Below are 19872 nucleotides of genomic sequence, written 5' to 3'. Positions count from 1 at the left end.
GATGCCGGAAGAACGCCACCCCGCCCCCAGCGTCCCCTCCGCCCCGGCCGGCCAGGCTTCCGGCCTCCCACCGGCACCGGCCTACGGCCGGCGGTCTGTCGCCGACGTGCTCACCAGCGCGGCGGCAAGCCTCGGCATCGACGGTTTCGCCAACACGCTGGGACTGCCCGCCGCCTCACGGGTGTGCGTGGTCCTGGCCGATGGCCTTGGCCGGAACCTGCTGAAGCAGAAAACCGCGCACACACCGTTCCTGCGGTCGGTCATCCAGGCCGGGCAGGGTGACATTCCGGTCTGGCTCGACTCGGCGTTCCCTTCCACCACCGCAGCCGCGCTGGCAAGCTTTGGGACGGGCCTGCCGCCCGGGCAGCACGGCATGGTGGGCTACGACGTGCTCGACCCGGAGCAGGACAAGGTGGTCAACCTGCTGGGGAACTGGGATCCGGGTGTGGACCCGGAGCAGTGGCAGCCTTTCCCCACCGTGCTGGAGCGCGCTGCCGGGCAGGTGGACGTCACCACCATCAGCCTGCCCCAGTTCGGCGACTCGCCCATGACCCGGGCCGCGCTCCGCGGCGGCCGGTTCCTGCCTGCCACCACGGCCCACGCCCGGACGGCTGCCGCCGCCGACGCCATGGCCGGTTCCGGCCCGTCACTGATGTATTTCTACCTGAACGACCTGGACAAGGCCGGACACCGCTACGGCTGCCAGTCGGAGCAATGGGAGCACCAGCTTGAGGAGCTCGATGCCACCATGAAGCGGCTTCACGCCTCGCTTCCGGCCGGCACCAGCATCCTGCTCACAGCCGACCACGGAATGCTGGACGTGCCCGAGCAGCACCGGATCGACTTCTCCGCCGACCCCGCCCTGGTAGATGGCGTCCGGCACACTGCCGGCGAGCCCAGGATGGTGCACCTGTACCTGGAGGAGGCCGGCGACCGGGACCGCCTGCTCGCCGCCTGGCGCGCACGGTTCGGCGGACGGGTCTGGGCCTTCACCCGGGAAGAAGCGCTGGCCGCCGGCCTGTTCGGCGACGTCCGTCCCGCCGTCGAAGGCAGGATCGGTGACATCATGATCGCGGCGCGGGACAGCCTTGCCCTGTACGACACCCGGCGCAGCCGTCCAACCGCCATGGAGGTGGTGGGCCAGCACGGCTCGCTGACGAAAGCCGAGCGGGAGGTTCCGCTGCTGTTTTTCCAGGCCGGCGGCAAGGGCCCACGCCGTGGCTGAACTCGTGTTTTTCTCCGGCACCATGGACTGCGGCAAATCGACGCTGGCACTGCAGATGGACCACAACCACCGCGCGCGGGGACGGGGCGGGGTACGGTTCAGCCGGAACGACCGCGCCGGTGAATCCCGGATCTCCAGCCGGCTCGGGCTGGAAAAGGACGCCGTGGAAGTGGGCGACGGTACTGACTTCTGGGAGGAAGTCATGCGGCGGCGCACCCAGGGACAGCGCGTGGACTATCTGATCTGTGACGAAGCCCAGTTCTACTCGCCCGAGCAGGTGGAACAGCTCGCCAAAGTGGTTGACGAGATTGACGTGGACGTTTTCGCCTTCGGCATCACCGCTGATTTCCGCACCCGGCTGTTTCCGGGATCGCAGCGGCTCATCGAATTGGCGGACCGGGTGCAGGTGCTGCAGGTGGAGGCGCTGTGCTGGTGCGGCCGCCGTGCCACGCACAACGCCAGGACGGTCGACGGCGTGATGGTCACCGAGGGCGCGCAGGTGGTGGTGGGCGACGTGGACATGGCACTGGAAACGACCGCTTCCGCCGGTGCCGGCAGTACTCCGGTAGTGGGCTACGAGACGCTGTGCCGCCGCCATTACATGAGGCGCGTCACCGCCCATGGTGCCAATCTCATGGCAGAACAGGACCAGTTGCTGCCCTTCGAGGTGGACGCCTGCCTCTGGCGCGGCGCGGGCGGACCCGGCACGGGACAAGGCGCCCCATAGCTCTTAGCGGCTGCCACAGTAACTGACGGGCCGCTGGTGGCGATGGAACTTCGGTGGCTAGCGGACCGTGCTAGTCGCCCCGGGTGCCGAAGACGATCTCATCCCAGGACGGCACACTGGAACGCTTGGGCCTGGACGGCTGGCGTTCCGGGGCGTCCGTCTCGGGCAACTGGCCTGTCGCAGGAGAGCCCTCGTCGTGGCGTGATGCCCTGCGCCGGACATTTCCACCCAGCAGTTCGTCGAGTCCGGCACCGGAAGACGGGGATGTGCCCGTTGCTGCGCCTGTACCGAGTGCAGGCCCGCCATCTCCCTCAGCGGATGGCGTGGCCACGGATGGACGCGTGGGGGACGCAACGATGGTGATTTCGCGCGTCTCGGTGCTGACGCCGTCGTGCAGCCGCAAGGCCTCTTCGGTTGGATCATGGTGCGGCGGAATGAGGCTGAGCCTGGACAGCATCGAGGGGCGGGTGTCGCGCCGGCGGATGAAGGAATCGCCCTTGGCGGCGGGAGCGTCGTCGTTCTTTTCCTGCGGCTCCGGGTCCTGCTCTTCCGGTTCCGGAATGACTTCCGAGGGCCGCGGATGGGCGGCCGGCACGCCGTGCGTCAGCAGCATTGCGAGGGCGTCGTCGGAATCCTCGTCCACGCCCAGCCGCTGTCCGCGGCGTGACCGGAGCATGTCCAGCAGGCCGTCCGACTCCTTGCCGGGAGACTGGGCGGGCCCGGTGTGGCTGGCGGGGCCAGTGCGTGCGGTGTCCGCATCGGTTTCAAAGTCGAAGGGTCGGTCTGACACGGCCGAGAGGCGCCGGGCGGGGACGGGGCCGTCGAGAGGTTCCAGTTCACTGAGCTGCTGCGCCCAGCGGTTGGCATTGTGCAGGGACCTGCGGGCAGGGCTGAAAGTCCAAAGTGCCGGCGGCTCCTCGCCGATGCCCGCCGTGCCGTCGGTTTTCGGCTCAAAACTGGCCGAAACTGTCCAGGTACCGTCCTGCCGGCGCCAGGAATCCCACTCAACTGTTGAGGGGTCGATGCCATGGGCGGACAGCCGATGGGCCACCATCTCGGCGAGGGTCGCCGGGTTGTCACCGAAGGCTGAGCGGTAGGCGTCGTGGCCGGGGGAGGGCGTGGCAACCTCCACCTTGCGTGCCTGCTGCGCCACGTACTCCCGTTCCGCCAGGACCGGGCCCTCGTAGCGTTCAACCTTTGCGAGCGGCAGGCCGGACAGTTCAGCAACATCGGCTGCCGTGGCACCGGCACGGATCCGTGCCTGGATATCCCGAGGGGACATGGGAATGGCAGGCCGCTCGGCCGACCGCTTTCCCGTTGTCCGGCTCGCCGTCCTCAGCGCTTCGTCGATCGGCAGCTGGAACATCTCGCCGCCGGCACTGCTCAACAGGAGGTGCGTCCCGTCGTCGTGCACGCCTACAAGCCGTAGATCCTGCATACAAATCCTCCACCCTGGCATTACTATCAACCGAAACTCTGCCACCCGCTGCACCTGTTTTGGCTCAAGGGGCAGGGCGCGCCGCGATTTTCCGCAGGATCCGGGTACGTCCGGGGGAGGTAGGGGCAGGTAACGGGGCTGCGAGTCCCGCTGCAAGGGTTGCGAAGGGCCAGGCCCGAAGCCGGGGCCGGGTGCTACCTGCAGGTCAGGGCTGCCGTGAGTTGGTCAGGATTCCTGGTGGAGGTTAGCCAGTACGGGGTCCGGTCCGCCGGGTCGGTGATGTCCACCTTCACGACCGGATCGATCCAGCCCCGGATGCAGAGGTATGCCAGTCCGTTGAGCCGCGTCCCGCGTTCCGCCGTTGCTTCCTCGCCGCGGAACTGCTGGACCGCTCCCACGAACCTGCGCTCGATGGTTGCCCGCCCCACGGTCAGGGCGTCGTCGGTCACCACGATGCTGGGGGTGGACAGAATCAGGAGGACGGCAATGATGGCAAAAAGCACCGCTGCGGCGGTGTAGCCGGCGGCCGCACTGATGGGGGCGAACACCAGGATCCCGGCCCCGGAGACGCCGGCCGCGATGATCCACATCCAGGCATTGGGCCAGAGCTTCTCTTTGTAGATCACCGGCGCTCCCGTGGACGGCTGGTGGGGAACGGGCGCAGGGGAGCTTGATTCGGGCATGCGCCAAGCTTTCCACCTTTGCCTGGCTATTTCATCTTGGCGCCCGGCCGCACAGGACGTCCTGGCAGCGTCCGCAGGAGCGCGTCCTGGAGATGGAGGGCCCGCCCTAGGACGGATACGGGCGCGCGGGTTAGAGTGAGTGACTGTGACTGACCAACCCGCCACACTTGACACTGTTTCCGGCGACGCGCCCGCAGGCCTGGCCGCCGGCGCTCCGGCTCCCACCCTCGAAGTCCAGCTGAAGATGCTGGACCCCGGCCTCGAAGCGCCCTCCTACGCGCATCCGGGCGACGCCGGCGCCGACCTCCGTGCCAGGGAAGACGTTGTCCTGCAGCCGGGGGAGCGCAGGCTTGTCCCTACCGGGGTGGCCATTGCGCTTCCACACGGCTTCGTGGCCCTGATCCACCCCCGGTCCGGCCTGGCCACCAAGCACGGCCTCACCATCGTGAACGCCCCCGGAACAGTGGATGCAGGCTACCGCGGTGAAATTTCCGTCACGCTGCTGAACACTGATGCCAGCCAGGCCATAGAACTCCGGCGCGGCGATAGAATTGCGCAGATGGTCATCCAGCGCGTCGAGCATGCGCAGTTCATCCCCGTCAACGAATTGAGCGACTCCGTGCGCGGCACGGGAGGTTTCGGGTCAACCGGCGGCTTCAACCTGCCCTGAGCCTGATTCATTGCCCCGGCAGCTGACCGGCCGGGGACAGCACAGAACGACGGCGGGGCCGCCTTGGGCCGGACCGGAACTTTCATAATTAAAGGAGACACCCCTCATGGTCTTTGGGCTCGGCAGGAAAGCCAAGAAGGAACAGGCAGCCGAACCGGACGAGCCGCTGACGGCCGCGGACGCCGCAGAGGCCGTTACGGACGGCATCGGACGCCGCACCGGCGGGCCGTTCGATGAATCCGAGATCAGCAGCCGCGACGGCTACGTTGACCTTGGCGCGCTCCTGATCACCCCCAGCGAGGGCCTCCAGCTGCGCCTCGAGGTGGAGGAAGCCACCCAGCGCGTTGTCGCGGTCACCCTGGACCTCAACGGGTCCAGCCTCCAGCTGCAGGCGTTCGCCGCGCCGAAGACGGAGGAGCTGTGGGACGAGATCCGCGGCCAGATCGGGCAATCCGTGGGCGCCCAGGGCGGCCAGGTCGAGGAAATCGAGGGCACGTTCGGAACCGAACTCGTAGCCAAGCTTCCCGCAGGCCTCCCCGACGGCAGCCAGGGCTACCGTGTGGCCCGCTTCATCGGCGTCGACGGTCCCCGCTGGTTCCTCCGCGGTGTCCTCGGCGGTGCAGCGGCCCTGGAACGCCAGGCAGCAGAACCGCTCGAAGCCCTGTTCCGGCAGGTGGTGGTGATCCGCGGCGACAGCCCCATGCCGCCCCGTGACCTGCTCCAGCTGCGGCTGCCCAAGGACGCCACCACCACGCCGCCGCCGGCTGCCCCCAACCTGCAGGAACCAGAGCGTGGGCCGGAAACCACAGCAATTGGCTGATCCTGTGCCAGGGGGAACATCACGCGGCGACGCCGGGATCACCCCCCTCAGCCAGCTGCCGCCCAAGGGCCGCGTGCTCTGCCAGGGACGCATCGAATCCATCACCTACGTCCCGGCCGACCGGACGGCCGCCTTCAGCGCCATCGTTTCCGACGCCGAACCCGAACGGGCGGGAGTTGCGCAGGGCCGGCGTGCCAGGCTCCGCGTGGTGTGGCTCGGACGCAGGCGCGTGCCGGGCATTGAAGCGGGAACCGAACTCCGGCTTGAAGGCATGCTGTCCCGCAGTGAGGGCATGCCCACCATGTTCAACCCCCGCTACGAAATACTGTCCCACCAGGAGAACGAATGACCGCGCCCCAGCCCGACCCGTCCCAGTCCGAGGGCAGCGGCCAGGAAAGGGATCCGCGGACGCCCCAGGAGCCCTCGCCCGTTGCCGGCCTCGCCGCCGACTACGCTGCCAAGGCCGGCCTGCACCGTACCCACGACGGCCGGGTCGATGTCCTGCGCAGCGCCGGTGGAGTCCAGGGCATCGCCGAAAGCATCATGCCGGGCCTGGTCTTCCTGGTGACCTTCACCATCACCCAGGAACTTACGCTGTCCCTCATTGCCGCGCTGGCCGCGGCAGCGGTGTTTACGGTCGTACGGCTGATCCAGCGGCGGCCCCTCACCCAGGCACTTGCCGGTGTTGTCGGCGTCGGAATTTCCGCCTGGCTGGCCAACACCACCGGGAAGGCCGAGGACTTCTACCTCCTCGGCTTCTTCACCAACGCGGGCTACATCCTGGCGATGGCGGTCTCGGTCTTCATCAAGTGGCCCGTGGCCGGCCTGCTCTTTGGCTTCATCCGCAACGAAGGCCTTGACTGGCGCAAGGAACCGGACCGGCTCAGGGCCTACCAGCTGGGGACGTGGATCATCGTGGCTGTCCTGGCACTGCGGCTCATCGTCCAGGTTCCGCTGTACCTGATGGGCCAGGACGGCCTTGCCGCACTTGCCACCACCCGGCTCCTGATGGGCGCTCCGCTGTACATCCTGGGCGTCTGGATCGCCTGGCTGGTCACCCGGCCGGCGCCGGCCGACGACCTTGCAGGCGAGGGGCCGGCAGCGAAAGCCTGACGCCCCTTAGCCGTCGAAGCCGTCGTCCTCGGGCGCCTGCTGCTCGGCGGGCGCGGCAACTGCCGGCTCTTCGGCACCTGGACGCGCCGCACCGGCCGTTTCCGCGGCATCGGCGGAAAGCAGGGCGCGCAGATCGTCCTCCGCCGCGATGGTGGTGACGAAAAACAGCTCGTCGCCCCCGTCGATGACGTCATCACGGCTGGGAGTGATGGGGGCGTGGTCCCGCAGGATTGCCACCAGGGTGGAATCCTCCGGCCAGCGGATCTCTCCCACGGTCTGGCCAATCACGTGCGAATCATGGGGGACGGTAAATTCGACCAGCGCGGAAACGCCGGTCTGGAGGGTCAGGAGCCGGACCAGGTCGCCGATTTCCACGGCTTCCTCCACCAGCGCGGTCATCAGCTGCGGGGTGTTCACGGCGACGTCCACGCCCCAGGAATCGTTGAACATCCAGTCGTTCTTGGGGTTGTTCACGCGGCCCACCGTGCGGCCGACGCCAAACTCGGTCTTCGCCAGCAAGGACACCACCAGGTTGACCTTGTCGTCGCCGGTGGCGGACACCACCACATCCGCTTCCTCCACCTTCGCGCCCTGGAGCGTACTCAATTCGCAGGCATCGCCAACCAGCCAGTGCGCGCCCCGAAGGCCGCTGCGCCCGATTACTTCCGGCTTGAGGTCGATCAGCAGGATCTCATGCTTGTGCGCCAGCAGTTCCCTGGCGATGGACGACCCGACGCTGCCTGCGCCGACGATAACGACTTTCACTGCATCTCCTTGGCGGGGGCTTTGGCCAGGATCTGGGCGACCTGCGAGCTGCGGTCAACCTGCAGCATGGCGTGCACGGTGTCGCCGTCCTGGTAGGCGGTTCCGGCGTCAGGCAGCAGTCCTTCACCGAAGCGGGTGAGGTAGGCCACGCGGACATCGGCCGCCTTCTCGATGCTGGTGATCCGGTGGCCGATCCAGCCGGCGTCGAGGTCAAGTTCGGCCAGGACCAGGCGTCCCGATGGTTCACGGAAGTCACCTGCGAGGTGCTGCTCGGGAAGGATGCGGCGCAGCACCTGGTCTGCGCTCCAGCGCACCGCCGCGACGGTGGGAATGCCAAGTCGCTGGTAGATTTCGGCGCGGCCGGGATCGTAGATCCGGGCGACGACGTGGGGGACGTGGAAGGTTTCGCGGGCCACCCGGGTGGCCAGGATGTTGGAGTTGTCACCGCTGGACACCGCGGCGAAGGCATAGGCCTCATCCACGCCTGCCTGCTTGAGGGTGTCGCGGTCAAAGCCGACGCCGGTGACCTTGCGGCCGGTGAAACCCTGGCGGAGCCGGCGGAAGGCGCGGTCGTCCTGGTCGATGATGGCTACGGAATGCCCGGCATCCTCCAGCGTGTGCGCCAGCGTCGCCCCCACCCGGCCACATCCCATGATCACGAAATGCGCCACCGTATCTCCTCTGTAATTCCGTCCAGGTTGTGCAGCTAGAACTCTACCGGCAGCCCGGCAGGTTCCTGCCGCCCCGATGCCGTCATGACATCACCCGGGAATCCGACTAGCTTTGTGGAGTGCTGACAATATTGAACGCCGTCAAACGCGTGCTGGTAGGCAGGCCGTTCCGGAATGACCGCATGGCCCATACCCTGCTTCCGAAGAAGATTGCACTTCCGGTGTACGCGTCCGACGCCCTTTCATCCGTAGCCTACGCGCCGGATGAAATCCTGCTTACCCTGGCGTTGGCCGGCGTCACTGCCGTGGCGTTTTCACCCTGGGTGGGACTGGCCGTCATCGTTGTGCTCCTGACGGTGGTGGCCTCCTACCGGCAGAACGTCCACGCCTACCCCTCGGGTGGCGGAGACTACGAGATCGCCGGGGAGAACCTCGGCAAGTACGCGGGACTGACGGTGGCGTCGGCCCTGCTGGTGGACTACGTCCTGACCGTTGCCGTGTCCATCTCCTCAGCCGCCGCGTACGTCACCACAGCCATCCCGTCGCTGCACGGGCAGCAGGCAGTCATCGCGACCATCGGCGTCGTCGTCCTTGCCCTCGTGAACCTGCGCGGCGTCAAGGAAGCCGGGAGCGTCTTCGCCGTCCCGACGTACATCTTCATGGCCTCGATCCTCGGCATGACGGCGGTGGGAATCTTCCAGGCGGCCACCGGCCGACTGGGGGAGGCCCCGTCGGCCGCCTTCACCATCGTGCCCGCCCCCGGCTTTGACGAGGGGCTGGTGGGACTGGCCGGCGCCTTCCTCCTGCTGCGGGCCTTCTCCTCGGGTGCCGCCGCACTCACCGGCGTCGAAGCGATCAGCAACGGCGTGCCCAACTTCCGCCCGCCCAAGAGCAAAAACGCCGCCACCACCCTGTTGCTCCTGGGCGTGATCGGCGCCGCGATGCTGGCCGGCATCATCTACCTGGCCAACGCCACCAAGGTCCACATCGTCCTGGACCCCGCCACCGAGTTCCTGCTGAACGGCAGCCCGCTGCCCGAGGGCTACATCCAGAACCCCGCCATCAGCCAGATCGCCCAGACCATCTTCGGGGCCGGGTCCATTCCGTTCTACATCGTGGTGGCTGCCACCGGCGTCATCCTCGTGTTTGCGGCCAACACCGCCTTCAACGGCTTCCCGGTCCTGGGTTCCATCCTGGCCCAGGACGGCTACCTTCCCCGGCAGCTGCGGACCCGCGGCGACCGGCTCGCCTTCAGCAATGGCGTCCTTGCCCTCGCAGCCGGTGCGCTGGTGCTGATCATCGCGTTCAACGCGGACGTGACCAAACTCATCCAGCTCTACATCGTGGGCGTCTTCATCTCCTTCACCGCCAGCCAGCTGGGCATGATCCGGCACTGGGGCCGGGAGCTGAAACTGGCCAAGGACAAAGCGGTGCGGCGCCGCATGCTCAAGTCCCGCACCATCAACAGCATCGGCTTCGGCATGACGGCGCTGGTCCTGGTGATCGTCCTGATCACCAAATTCGAGCAGGGCGCGTGGATCGCGTTGCTCGCCATGTTCGTGCTTTTCCTGATCATGTGGAGCATCCGGGCGCACTACGACAACGTGGCCAAGGAGCTCGCAGTGGACGAGGACTCATCGCCGCGCGCTCTGCCCACCAGGGTCCACGCGGTCCTGCTGGTATCCCACGTCCGCAAGCCCGTTCTGCGGGCCCTGGCCTACGCCCGCGCGTCCCGGCCTTCGCGGCTGGACGCCATCACCGTGGACATCGACACGGAGGAGACAGCCCAGACGGTAGCCGACTGGGACAAGCTTGAAATCCCCGTGCCGCTGACAGTGCTGGCAAGCCCCTACCGGGAAACGGTCAACCCCATCATGGAGTACATCAAGCAGATGCGGCTTGATTCACCGCGCGACCTCATCGTGGTGTACATCCCCGAATATGTCGTGGGCAAGTGGTGGGAGCAGCTGGTGCACAATCAGACCGCGCTGCGCATCAAGACACGGCTGCATTTCGAACCAGGGGTCATGGTGGCCAGTGTCCCGTGGCAGCTCAAATCATCCGAAGAAGCAAAGAACCTCCAGGACGTCCAATGATTGCCAGAACATCCACCACACCAGCCCTGACGCCGGATGCCGGCGGGCACGCCGGCGAAGAAGCGGTCCTCGACCTTGGGCCGATTGCCCACGGCGGCCACACCGTTGCCCGGCATGAGGGACGCGTCATCTTTGTCCGGCACGGCATCCCCGGCGAAAAGGTCCGGGTGCGGCTGACGGACGCGGAGGACAAGGCCAAGTTCTGGCGCGCCGACGTCGTCGAAGTGCTGGACGCCTCACCGGACCGCGTGGAGCACTTCTGGCGCCCGGCCGATGCCCGCCGCGCGTGGGGGCACGGCCATCCGCCCGTGGGCGGTGCGGAATTCGGGCACATTGCCCTGGCGCGGCAGCGGAGCCTGAAGGCCGAGGTGCTGGCCGAGCAGCTCAGCCGGCTGGCCGGCGTCGAGCACCTGCCGCCGGGGCTGGATGCCAACGCGGTGGAGTCCGTGGGGGAAGCGTCCGACGGCGGCAGCGGGCTGGGGTGGCGGACGCGCGCCAGCTTTTCGGTCACCCCGGGCGGCAAACTGGGCATGCACGCCCACCGGTCCGGGCACATCGTTCCCGTGCGGGAGATGCCGCTGGCCACCGATGCGATCAACAACCTGCGGCTGTGGGACATCGACCTGCAGGGCATCGAACGGGTGGAGGTGGCTGCCCCGGGCAACGGTTCCCGGCCGCTGGTGCTGCTCGCCCCGGCCCCCGGGACAAAAGCCAAGCGGCTCAACGCCATCGCGGCCGCTCTGCCGGAGGACGTCTCGGTTGCCTCCTTCGACCCGGCCACGGAAGACGTCCGGCAGGTCCGGGGCCGCATGTGGGTGCAGGAATCGGCGGCGGGGCACGACTACCGGGTCACCGGTGCCGGGTTCTGGCAGATCCACCGCGACGCGCCCGGGGCACTTGTGGGGGCTGTCACAGAATTCCTGCACAGCGGCGGATTCCTGCATGCCGGCGCCGTGGTGGCAGACCTCTATGCCGGTGCCGGCCTTTTCACGGCCGTGCTGGCCGACGCAGTGGGGGAGACGGGCTCCGTGCTGTCCGTGGAAGGTGCTCCCGGAACCAGCCGGGACGCGCGCAAGAACCTGCACGCAGCGCCGCAGGTGGAGATCGTCCAAGGCCGCGTGGAGCGGATCCTCCGCCAAAAACCGCGGAATTTCGACGCCCTGATCCTGGACCCGCCCAGGGCCGGCGCCGGCAAGGCGGTGGTGGGCCAGCTCGTGGCGTCGCAGCCGCGCGCCATTGCCTACGTGTCCTGCGATCCGGCGTCGTTCGCCCGTGATGTAGGTTACTTCCGGCAGTCCGGCTGGGACCTGGCGGGGCTCAGGGCCTTCGACCTCTACCCCCATACCCACCACATGGAGACCGTTGCCCTACTGACTCCCGGCGGATGATGCCACTACTATGGGGCGTAGTAGTCCCACGTCGCGCTCCGTAATCACGGCCGGCCGTGTGCAATTTTCGGGCCCGGAACTAATTAGGGCGTCCTAACTAGCAGGCGGTCAACCGCGCGACAAAGATGAAACTGTTGCGAGAGGAGTCCTGCGATGAGCACTGTGGACAGCTTCGGTTCAAAAGGCAAACTTAATGTAGCCGGAACCGAATACGAAATTTTCCGGTTGAACTCCGTTGAAGGTGCAGAAAACCTTCCGTTCAGCCTCAAGGTATTGCTTGAAAACCTGTTGAGGACCGAGGACGGCGCGAACATCACTGCCGATCACGTTCGCGCCTTGGCCGGCTGGGATCCCAACGCCCAGCCCGATACAGAAATCCAGTTCACGCCGGCACGCGTGATCATGCAGGACTTCACCGGCGTCCCCTGCGTGGTGGACCTGGCGACGATGCGTGAAGCCGTCAAGGAACTGGGCGGCGACCCCAAGCGGGTCAACCCGCTGGCACCTGCCGAGATGGTCATTGACCACTCGGTCCAGATCGATGCATTCGGCAACTCCGGCGCGCTGGAGCGCAACATGGAGATCGAATACCAGCGCAACGGTGAGCGTTACCAGTTCCTGCGCTGGGGCCAGACCGCATTCGATGACTTCAAGGTGGTTCCCCCGGGAACCGGCATCGTGCACCAGGTCAACATCGAATACCTGGCACGCACCGTCATGACCCGCGAGGTTGACGGCACCCTCCGCGCCTACCCGGACACCTGCGTCGGCACCGATTCGCACACCACCATGGTCAACGGCCTGGGCGTGCTCGGCTGGGGCGTCGGCGGCATCGAAGCCGAGGCAGCCATGCTCGGCCAGCCCGTCTCCATGCTCATCCCGCGCGTCGTCGGCTTCAAGCTGAGCGGCAGCATCCCCGCAGGCGCCACCGCCACCGACGTTGTGCTGACCATCACCGAGATGCTCCGCAAGCACGGTGTAGTGGGCAAGTTCGTCGAGTTCTACGGCGAAGGCGTGGCCGCAGTGCCGCTCGCCAACCGCGCCACCATCGGCAACATGAGCCCGGAATTCGGTTCCACCGCCGCCATGTTCCCCATCGACGACGTCACGCTGGACTACCTGCGCCTCACCGGCCGCTCGGACCAGAACGTGGCACTCGTGGAGTCCTACGCCAAGGAACAGGGCCTCTGGCACGATCCGTCCCGCGACATCAAGTTCTCGGAGTACCTGGAACTGGACCTGTCCACGGTTGTGCCGTCCATTGCAGGCCCCAAGCGCCCGCAGGACCGCATCGAGCTGACCGAGGCCAAGGACGAGTTCCGCCACGACCTCAAGAACTATGTCTCCCACGACGCCGACGCCGGAACCCTGGACGAGTCGCTCGAGGAGACCTTCCCGGCCTCGGACTCACCCTCCTTCACCGCCGGAGCCACGCACATCTCCGACACCGACCGCGAACCGCCGAAGTACTCGGCAGCGCACGGCGGCGCCGGACGCATCTCCAGCCCGGTTCCGGTCAAGATGGCCGATGGACGCGAGTTTGAGCTGGACCACGGAGCGGTCACCATCGCCTCCATCACGTCCTGCACCAACACGTCCAACCCGTCAGTCATGCTCGCCGCCGCCGTGCTGGCCCGCAATGCCGTCGAAAAGGGCCTCACCGCCAAGCCATGGGTCAAGACCTCCGTTGCCCCCGGCTCGAAGGTCGTCACGGACTACTACGAAAAGTCCGGCCTGACCCCCTACCTGGAGAAGCTGGGCTTCTACATCGTGGGCTACGGCTGTGCCACCTGCATCGGCAACTCCGGCCCGCTGGAAGCCGAAGTCTCCGAGGCAATCCAGGCCAACGACCTCGCCGTCGCTGCTGTCCTCTCGGGCAACCGCAACTTCGAAGGCCGCATCAACCCGGACGTCAAGATGAACTACCTGGCCTCCCCGCCGCTGGTCATCGCGTACGCCCTGGCCGGTTCCATGGACTTCGACTTCGAAACCGATGCCCTGGGCAAGGACGAGGCCGGCAACGACGTCTTCCTGAAGGACATCTGGCCGAACCCGGTTGAGGTCCAGCAGGTCATCGACTCCTCGATCGACAAAGAGATGTTCGCCAAGGGCTACGAAGGCGTCTTCGACGGCGACGAGCGCTGGAAGGCGCTCGACACCCCCGCCGGTGACACCTTCGCCTGGGACCCGAACTCCACCTACGTCCGGAAGCCCCCGTACTTCGAGGGCATGCAGGCGCAGCCGGAGCCGGTCAAGGACATCACCGGTGCCCGCGTACTCCTCAAGCTGGGCGATTCGGTCACCACCGACCACATCTCCCCGGCCGGTTCGTTCAAGTCCGACACCCCTGCCGGCCAGTACCTGCTGGCCAACGGCGTGGAGCGCAAGGACTTCAACTCCTACGGCTCCCGCCGTGGCAACCACGAGGTCATGATCCGCGGAACGTTCGCGAACATCCGCATCAAGAACCAGATCCTGGACGGCGTCGAAGGTGGCTTCACCCGCGACTTCACCCAGGAAGGCGGCCCGCAGGCTTACGTGTACGACGCCGCGCAGAACTACCAGGCAGCCGGCACCCCGCTGGTGGTCCTGGCCGGCAAGGAGTACGGTTCCGGCTCGTCCCGTGACTGGGCCGCGAAGGGCACGGCCCTGCTGGGCGTCAAGGCCGTCATCGCGGAGAGCTACGAGCGCATCCACCGCTCCAACCTCATCGGCATGGGCGTCCTGCCGCTGCAGTTCCCGGCCGGCGAGTCCGCCGCGACGCTCGGCCTGGCAGGCACGGAGACGTTCTCCGTTGAGGGCGTCACTGCCCTGAACGAGGGCACCACGCCCAAGACCCTCAAGGTCACCGCAACCGCCGAAGACGGATCCACAAAGTCCTTCGACGCGGTCCTGCGCATCGATACCCCGGGTGAAGCGGATTACTACCGCAACGGCGGCATCCTGCAGTACGTGCTGCGCCAGATCTCCGCGAACTAGCGGTAACTGCCCAGCAGGCACCACCATCCCGAAGCCCCGGCCGGTCACCGACCAGCCGGGGCTTCGGCTTTGCATTTGTACCAAGGCGTTAGAGTTAAACGGCACGTCTACCACCCGAAGGAGGGGTCATTGGGAATCTTGGACACCATCCGGAATCCGCAGGACCTGAACGAGTTAACCGAAGAACAGCTCAAGCAGCTGGCTTCGGAGATCAGGGATTTCCTGATCACGAACGTCTCCCAGACGGGCGGACACCTCGGCCCTAACCTTGGCGTGGTGGAACTGACGCTCGCCGTGCACCGCATCTTCGAATCGCCGCGTGACAGCATCGTCTTCGACACGGGCCACCAGTCGTACGTCCACAAGTTGCTGACCGGCCGCCAGGATTTCAGCACCCTCCGCCAGGAAGGCGGCCTCTCGGGTTACCCGTCCCGTTCGGAGTCAGAGCACGACATCGTGGAAAGCTCGCACGCTTCCTCCTCGCTGTCATGGGCCGACGGCATCTCGCGTGCCCGGCAGCTGACCGGCCAGGGCGACCGGCACGTCGTCGCCGTCGTCGGTGATGGCGCCCTGACCGGCGGCATGGCCTGGGAAGCCATCAACAACATTGCGGCCGACAGGCGGCGCCGCGTCGTCATCGTGGTCAACGACAACGGCAGGTCCTACGCGCCCACCGTTGGCGGTTTCGCGGACTACCTCGCCTCGCTGCGCCCCACCATCGACTCGTTCCGCGCGGCCCCGGCGTACGAGGTGGCGCTGGACTGGTGGAAGAAGAAGCTCCAGAACGGCGGCCCGGCGGGCCAGTTCACCTACAAGAGCCTGCATGCCATGAAGAAGGGCATCAAGGACTGGTGGGCTCCCCAGGGCATGTTCGAGGACCTGGGCATGAAGTACATCGGACCGGTTGACGGGCACAACCTCCAGGCCATGGAGCATGCCCTCGCCACGGCCAAGCACTACAACGGGCCCGTCATTGTGCACGCCATGACCGAGAAGGGTCACGGCTACGCCCCCGCCCGTGCCCACGAGGCCGACCAGTTCCACGCCGTGGGCATCATCGATCCGGAAACGGGCGAGCCCACCGGCACCGCGGGTGCCCAGTCCTGGACCTCCGTCTTCGCCAACGAAATCGCGGCCATCGCGGACGAGCGTGACGACGTCGTAGGCATCACCGGCGCCATGCTGATTCCCGTGGGGCTGCACAAGTTCGCTGCCAGGCACCCGGAGCGGGTCATCGACGTCGGCATCGCCGAACAGCATGCCCTCACCGCTGCTGCGGGGATGGCCTTCGGGGGCCTGCACCCGGTGGTGGCGGTCTACGCCACCTTCCTTAACCGCGCCTTCGACCAGCTGCTCATGGACGTTGCCCTGCACAAGGCAGGCGTCACCATCGTCCTGGACCGTGCCGGGGTTACCGGACCCGACGGCGCCAGCCACCACGGCATGTGGGACATGTCCATGGTCCAAATCGTTCCGGGGCTCCACCTGGCCGCGCCCCGCGACGCCACCCGGCTCCGCGAGGAACTTCGGGAGGCCGTTGCCATCAGCGACGCGCCCAGCGTGGTCCGCTTCTCCAAGGGGTCCGTCGGCGCCGAAATTGAAGCGCTGGAACGCCTCAGCGACGGCGTGGACGTCCTGGCCCGCCGTCCCTCCGGGTCCACCGAAAACGATGTCCTGATCATCAGCGTCGGTGCCATGTCAGAGCTTGCCCTGGACGTCGCCAACCGGCTCGGCGCGCAGGGCATCAGCACCACCGTCGTGGACCCGCGCTGGGTGCTTCCGGTCCGCCGTTCCATCATTGCGCTGGCCTCGCACCACCGGCTGGTGATCTGCATCGAGGACGGCGTCCGGGCCGGCGGCGTGGGCTCGCGGATCCGGCAGGAAATGCGCGCGGCAGGCGTGGATACTGCCCTGAACGAGGTGGGCCTGCCGGTTGAGTTCCTGGACCACGGCACCCGCAAGCAGGTCCTGGAACGCGTTGGGCTGACCGCCCAGCAGATAGCGCACGACGTCGTCGCGCAGGTTCTGGGAACAAAGGTTCCGTTCGCGCGTCCCCTGCCTGGGCAGCAGCACCCCACCACCGGCAGCCTTCCCATCCTGTGAGGGGGGAAGTTGAGCTGAAGTATCCGGGGGTCCTGCGGGAGCCGGCGGCGGAGGACCACCCCGCGGGGACCCGTGTTCCGGAAGGCCTGGAGCCCGGACAGCTGGTGGTGGCGCGCAACCGCAAGTGGAACGGCAAAGCCCACTGGGTGGTGCCGGGCCGCTACCTGGGCGAGGACCGGCACGGCTGGTGGATTTTCCAGGGCACCAACGAATTCTGTTCCCGGCCCGGTGCCGCCTTTTACACCAAGTCCGACGCCGTGCTCCTGGTACCCCGCGACGGCGACTGGGTTGCCACCTTCTACGATGACGCCCACCCCGGCGGGGTGCGGATCTACATCGACCTGGCCGTCGCGCACGAGTGGAACACCATCCGCCCGAAAGTCACAGAGTTCCACGTCATCGACATGGACCTGGACGTGGTCCGGACGGCCAGCCGCGGTGTCTTTATTGACGACGAGGACGAATTCGCTGAACACCGGGTGGCGATGGACTACCCCACAGCGCTGGCAGAGTCCCTCCAGGCCTCCGCAGAAAAGCTTTACCAGGCCGTCAAGGCACAGCAGGCACCTTTCGACGGTACCGACGTCGAATGGTTCACAAAGGGACGTGGATGAGCGGAATAGTCAGGGTCTACAAGCGCGACGACGAGGGAACCCTCCACTTCAGGGAGGCCTGGTTCGACGAGGACTACGCCCAGTTCGTGATGAACTTCGGCGTTGTGGGACACCAGAGCACAACGGAAGAGACGGACGTCGCCGACCCTGATGCCGCCGAGGGCCTCCTGGACGCCTTCGCCGTGCAGTGCGCCGAGGACGGCTACGCGGAGATCCCGGAGGGGGAACAGTTCTGGGTGGTGGCCCAGTTCGCCCTGAAGACCAGGGAAGGCACCGACCGGGACCGCTACCTGGAGGAAAAGGCGAAGGACGCCCTCATCAGCCACCTCGCATGGCGGGGGCTCGGTACCGTGGAGCGCTCCGAATTCACCGACTACAAGCTGAACATCTTCTGCCTTTGCCCGGACGTGAACAAGGCCGTCAACGCCATCAAGATCTGCGCCCGCGGCGAGGACCTGGACTTCACCAAGCTCAGCATCGGAGCCGCGCCCTTCAATGAGCCGGCCAACTTCAAACTCAAGCACTCCGCCAAGCCCGCCACCGGCTTCAGCCTCTAGGAGCCGTCCGTGACCACGTACCGCCGCGTTGGAAAATCCGGCCTGACCGTCTCCACGGTGGGCCTGGGCTGCAACAACCTTGGCCGCGCCAACACCGCCACCGAATCCCAGGAGGCCACCGACGCCGTGGTCTCCGCGGCCCTCGATGCCGGGATCACCCTGTTCGACGTCGCCGACACGTACGGCCGCGAACCCGGGCTGAGCGAAACCATGCTGGGAAAGGCCCTGGGCAACAGGCGCGCGGACGTGGTCCTGGCGACCAAATTCGGGATGGACATGAAGGGTGCCAGCGGCCTCGACTTCGGCGCCCGCGGATCACGGCGCTACATCATCCAGGCGGTGGAAGCCTCGCTGCGCCGGCTGGGCACGGACTGGATCGACCTGTACCAGTTCCACACGCCGGACCCGCTGACGCCCATCGAGGAGACCCTCGCCGCGCTCGACGCGCTCGTCAGCAGCGGAAAAGTCCGCTACATCGGCCACTCCAACCGGGCCGGGTGGCAGATCGCCCAGGCTGAGTACGTGGCGCGGCAGCTGGGTGGAGCCCGCTTCATCTCCACCCAAAACCATTACAACCTCCTGGACCGGCGCGCGGAACTCGAGGTGACTCCCGCAGCAGAGGAATTCGGGCTGGGGGTCCTCCCGTACTTCCCGCTGGCCAACGGGCTGCTGACGGGCAAGTACGCGCCCGGCCACGCACCGGAGGGGTCCCGGCTCAGCCATACCCGCACGAACATGGTGCACGACGCCGACTGGGAACAGCTGGGCGCGTTCAGCCGGTTCGCGAAGCAGCGCGGCCTGACCGAAATCGAGGTCGCATTTTCCTGGCTGGCGGCCCAAAAGTCCGTGGCCAGCGTTATTGCCGGTGCCACCAGGCCTGAGCAGGTCCGGCAAAACGCCGCAGCGGCAGACTGGGTGCCGTCGGATGCGGACCTCGCCGAGCTGGACAGCATCTTCCCCGCGGCGCCCAAGATCGCGCTCTTCTAGGCCGCCGTGACCGCCTACCTCCTCGACGTCGACACCGGCATCGACGATGCCCTGGCGCTGGCCTACCTCGCCGCACTTCCGGACACGGAGTTCGTGTCGGTCACGGCAACACCGGGAAACGTCGATGCCGACCAGGTGGCCCGCAACACCCTGGCCCTGCTGGAACTGTGCGGCCGGCCCGGCGTGGAAGTGGCCATCGGCGCCCGCCGTCCGCTGTCCATACCGCTGCTGACAACACCTGAAACGCACGGGCCCCAGGGGATAGGCCACGCCGTCCTGCCGGAACCTTCAGGTCAGGTATCGGAGCGGAACGCGGTGGACCTCTGGATCGAACATGCCCGGTCCCGGCCGGGGGAGCTCACGGCATTGATCACGGCGCCGCTGACCAACTTCGCCCTGGCCCTGCGCAAGGAGCCGGCACTGCCTGACCTGCTGGCCAAAGTCGTGATCATGGGCGGCTGCTTCTATTACCAGGGCAACACCACTCCCACCGCGGAATGGAACACCCACGTGGACCCCCATGCGGCCAAGGAGGTGTACGCCGCCTACCGGGGCCGGCCCTTCGACAAGCTGCCCATCGTTTGTTCGCTGGACACGACGGAGCGGATGGAGATGCACCCGGAGCACGTTCGGCAACTGGCGGAAGCGGCGGGGGCCATGGTCCCCGAGCTCGTGCTCCCGGACCAGCCCGAGGGGCAGCGCAGTGCCTCGGACAATGCGCTGGTTAGGCACCTGTCCGATGCCCTGCGCTTCTATTTCGAGTTCCACCGTCTGTACGACCAGGGCTACCTGGCCCACGTCCACGACTTCTTCGCCGCCGGGGTGGCGGCCGGCACCCTGGAATACAGCGCCCGGCCGGCAACGGTGGACGTCGAAACGGTGTCCCCGCTGCTGGTCGGAACCACCGTGGCCGATTTCCGCGGGCTGTGGGGCGTCCCGCCCAACGCCAGGGTGGTGTCCGGCAACAACCCGGCGCAGGCCTTCAGCGAACTGGTGTCCGCGGTGGGGAGCCTCGCGGCCCGGGTGGGTTGAGGAC

General features: G+C 67.0%; 18 protein-coding genes. 14 read left to right on the top strand and 4 right to left on the bottom strand.

All coding sequences use genetic code 11. From position 1 onward, the window contains the following. Position 1: 1 nt before the first annotated feature. Both P2Q66_RS05690 and P2Q66_RS05685 read left to right on the top strand, forming a co-directional pair. The gene (locus tag P2Q66_RS05690; protein WP_275726253.1) at positions 2-1225 is read left to right on the top strand and encodes a nucleotide pyrophosphatase/phosphodiesterase family protein; all 1224 of its coding nucleotides are present in this window, start codon (positions 2-4) and stop codon (positions 1223-1225) included. Continuing rightward, positions 1218-1952, top strand: coding sequence for a thymidine kinase (locus P2Q66_RS05685; protein ID WP_275726252.1), 735 nt, complete (start codon positions 1218-1220; stop codon positions 1950-1952). Before P2Q66_RS05690 ends, P2Q66_RS05685 begins: the two co-directional genes overlap by 8 nt. 70 nt (positions 1953-2022) lie before the next feature. Here P2Q66_RS05685 and sepH read toward each other — a convergent pair whose 3' ends face one another. Then, positions 2023-3390 (bottom strand): septation protein SepH, encoded by a 1368-nt coding sequence (gene sepH, locus P2Q66_RS05680; RefSeq protein ID WP_275726251.1) that lies wholly within the window; start codon positions 3388-3390, stop codon positions 2023-2025. Positions 3391-3584: 194 nt separating this feature from the next. Continuing rightward, positions 3585-4073, bottom strand: a complete 489-nt coding sequence (locus tag P2Q66_RS05675; RefSeq protein WP_275726249.1) for a DUF3093 domain-containing protein — start codon at positions 4071-4073, stop codon at positions 3585-3587. 145 nt (positions 4074-4218) lie between these two features. Between P2Q66_RS05675 and dut the strand changes: the two genes are divergently transcribed. The 4 genes from dut to P2Q66_RS05655 all read left to right on the top strand — a co-directional run bounded on the left by dut (position 4219) and on the right by P2Q66_RS05655 (position 6676). Next, positions 4219-4743 (top strand): dUTP diphosphatase, encoded by a 525-nt coding sequence (gene dut, locus P2Q66_RS05670; protein WP_079597113.1) that lies wholly within the window; start codon positions 4219-4221, stop codon positions 4741-4743. Positions 4744-4849: 106 nt separating this feature from the next. Then, positions 4850-5563, top strand: coding sequence for a DUF3710 domain-containing protein (locus tag P2Q66_RS05665; protein ID WP_275726247.1), 714 nt, complete (start codon positions 4850-4852; stop codon positions 5561-5563). After that, positions 5556-5912, top strand: a complete 357-nt coding sequence (locus P2Q66_RS05660) for an OB-fold nucleic acid binding domain-containing protein (RefSeq protein WP_079597111.1) — start codon at positions 5556-5558, stop codon at positions 5910-5912. The genes P2Q66_RS05665 and P2Q66_RS05660 overlap by 8 nt, the downstream gene beginning before the upstream one ends. Further along, the gene (locus P2Q66_RS05655; RefSeq protein ID WP_275726246.1) at positions 5909-6676 is read left to right on the top strand and encodes a DUF3159 domain-containing protein; all 768 of its coding nucleotides are present in this window, start codon (positions 5909-5911) and stop codon (positions 6674-6676) included. Before P2Q66_RS05660 ends, P2Q66_RS05655 begins: the two co-directional genes overlap by 4 nt. A gap of 6 nt (positions 6677-6682) precedes the next feature. On the opposite strand, the gene P2Q66_RS05650 is transcribed toward P2Q66_RS05655, so the two are convergent. Together P2Q66_RS05650 and P2Q66_RS05645 are read right to left on the bottom strand one after the other, a co-directional pair. Continuing rightward, on the bottom strand, positions 6683-7441 hold the full coding sequence (locus tag P2Q66_RS05650; RefSeq protein WP_115524612.1) for a TrkA family potassium uptake protein: 759 nt from the start codon (positions 7439-7441) through the stop codon (positions 6683-6685). After that, positions 7438-8112 carry a TrkA family potassium uptake protein gene (locus P2Q66_RS05645; RefSeq protein ID WP_079597108.1) on the bottom strand — a complete coding sequence of 225 codons (675 nt, stop codon included), beginning with the start codon at positions 8110-8112 and terminating at the stop codon, positions 7438-7440. Before P2Q66_RS05645 ends, P2Q66_RS05650 begins: the two co-directional genes overlap by 4 nt. Positions 8113-8231: 119 nt before the next feature. Here P2Q66_RS05645 and P2Q66_RS05640 point away from each other — a divergent pair, with 119 nt between their 5' ends. The 8 genes from P2Q66_RS05640 (at position 8232) to P2Q66_RS05605 (ending at position 19868) form a co-directional block, all read left to right on the top strand. Beyond that, on the top strand, positions 8232-10208 hold the full coding sequence (locus P2Q66_RS05640) for an APC family permease (RefSeq protein ID WP_275726243.1): 1977 nt from the start codon (positions 8232-8234) through the stop codon (positions 10206-10208). Beyond that, on the top strand, positions 10205-11596 hold the full coding sequence (locus P2Q66_RS05635) for a TRAM domain-containing protein (protein WP_275726241.1): 1392 nt from the start codon (positions 10205-10207) through the stop codon (positions 11594-11596). Before P2Q66_RS05640 ends, P2Q66_RS05635 begins: the two co-directional genes overlap by 4 nt. A 153-nt stretch (positions 11597-11749) precedes the next feature. Continuing rightward, positions 11750-14575: an aconitate hydratase gene (locus tag P2Q66_RS05630; RefSeq protein WP_275726240.1), complete on the top strand. Its 2826-nt coding sequence runs from the start codon at positions 11750-11752 to the stop codon at positions 14573-14575. 129 nt (positions 14576-14704) lie between these two features. After that, a complete protein-coding gene (dxs, locus tag P2Q66_RS05625; RefSeq protein ID WP_275726239.1) occupies positions 14705-16678 on the top strand; it encodes a 1-deoxy-D-xylulose-5-phosphate synthase in 1974 nt (657 codons plus the stop codon). A gap of 32 nt (positions 16679-16710) precedes the next feature. Further along, positions 16711-17292 carry a DUF402 domain-containing protein gene (locus P2Q66_RS05620; protein WP_275726295.1) on the top strand — a complete coding sequence of 194 codons (582 nt, stop codon included), beginning with the start codon at positions 16711-16713 and terminating at the stop codon, positions 17290-17292. Beyond that, positions 17289-17849 carry a hypothetical protein gene (locus P2Q66_RS05615; protein WP_079597102.1) on the top strand — a complete coding sequence of 187 codons (561 nt, stop codon included), beginning with the start codon at positions 17289-17291 and terminating at the stop codon, positions 17847-17849. The genes P2Q66_RS05620 and P2Q66_RS05615 overlap by 4 nt, the downstream gene beginning before the upstream one ends. Positions 17850-17858: 9 nt before the next feature. Further along, on the top strand, positions 17859-18836 hold the full coding sequence (locus P2Q66_RS05610; RefSeq protein ID WP_275726237.1) for an aldo/keto reductase: 978 nt from the start codon (positions 17859-17861) through the stop codon (positions 18834-18836). A gap of 6 nt (positions 18837-18842) precedes the next feature. Beyond that, positions 18843-19868, top strand: coding sequence for a nucleoside hydrolase (locus P2Q66_RS05605; RefSeq protein WP_275726236.1), 1026 nt, complete (start codon positions 18843-18845; stop codon positions 19866-19868). The last annotated feature ends 4 nt before the right edge of the window (positions 19869-19872 follow it).

Source organism: Arthrobacter sp. Cr_A7, assembly GCF_029222765.1.
Classification (GTDB): Bacteria; Actinomycetota; Actinomycetes; order Actinomycetales; family Micrococcaceae; genus Arthrobacter.
This window is presented reverse-complemented; position numbering and strand designations above follow the sequence as displayed.

What these genes read in the sequence shown, in the direction of transcription:
- P2Q66_RS05690 (WP_275726253.1), top strand. Translation starts at nt 2, where the DNA reads ATGCCGGAAGAACGCCACCCCGCCCCCAGCGTCCCCTCCGCCCCGGCC.
- sepH (WP_275726251.1), bottom strand. Translation starts at nt 3,390, where the DNA reads ATGCAGGATCTACGGCTTGTAGGCGTGCACGACGACGGGACGCACCTC.
- P2Q66_RS05675 (WP_275726249.1), bottom strand. Translation starts at nt 4,073, where the DNA reads ATGCCCGAATCAAGCTCCCCTGCGCCCGTTCCCCACCAGCCGTCCACG.
- P2Q66_RS05665 (WP_275726247.1), top strand. Translation starts at nt 4,850, where the DNA reads ATGGTCTTTGGGCTCGGCAGGAAAGCCAAGAAGGAACAGGCAGCCGAA.
- P2Q66_RS05655 (WP_275726246.1), top strand. Translation starts at nt 5,909, where the DNA reads ATGACCGCGCCCCAGCCCGACCCGTCCCAGTCCGAGGGCAGCGGCCAG.
- P2Q66_RS05635 (WP_275726241.1), top strand. Translation starts at nt 10,205, where the DNA reads ATGATTGCCAGAACATCCACCACACCAGCCCTGACGCCGGATGCCGGC.
- P2Q66_RS05630 (WP_275726240.1), top strand. Translation starts at nt 11,750, where the DNA reads ATGAGCACTGTGGACAGCTTCGGTTCAAAAGGCAAACTTAATGTAGCC.
- P2Q66_RS05615 (WP_079597102.1), top strand. Translation starts at nt 17,289, where the DNA reads ATGAGCGGAATAGTCAGGGTCTACAAGCGCGACGACGAGGGAACCCTC.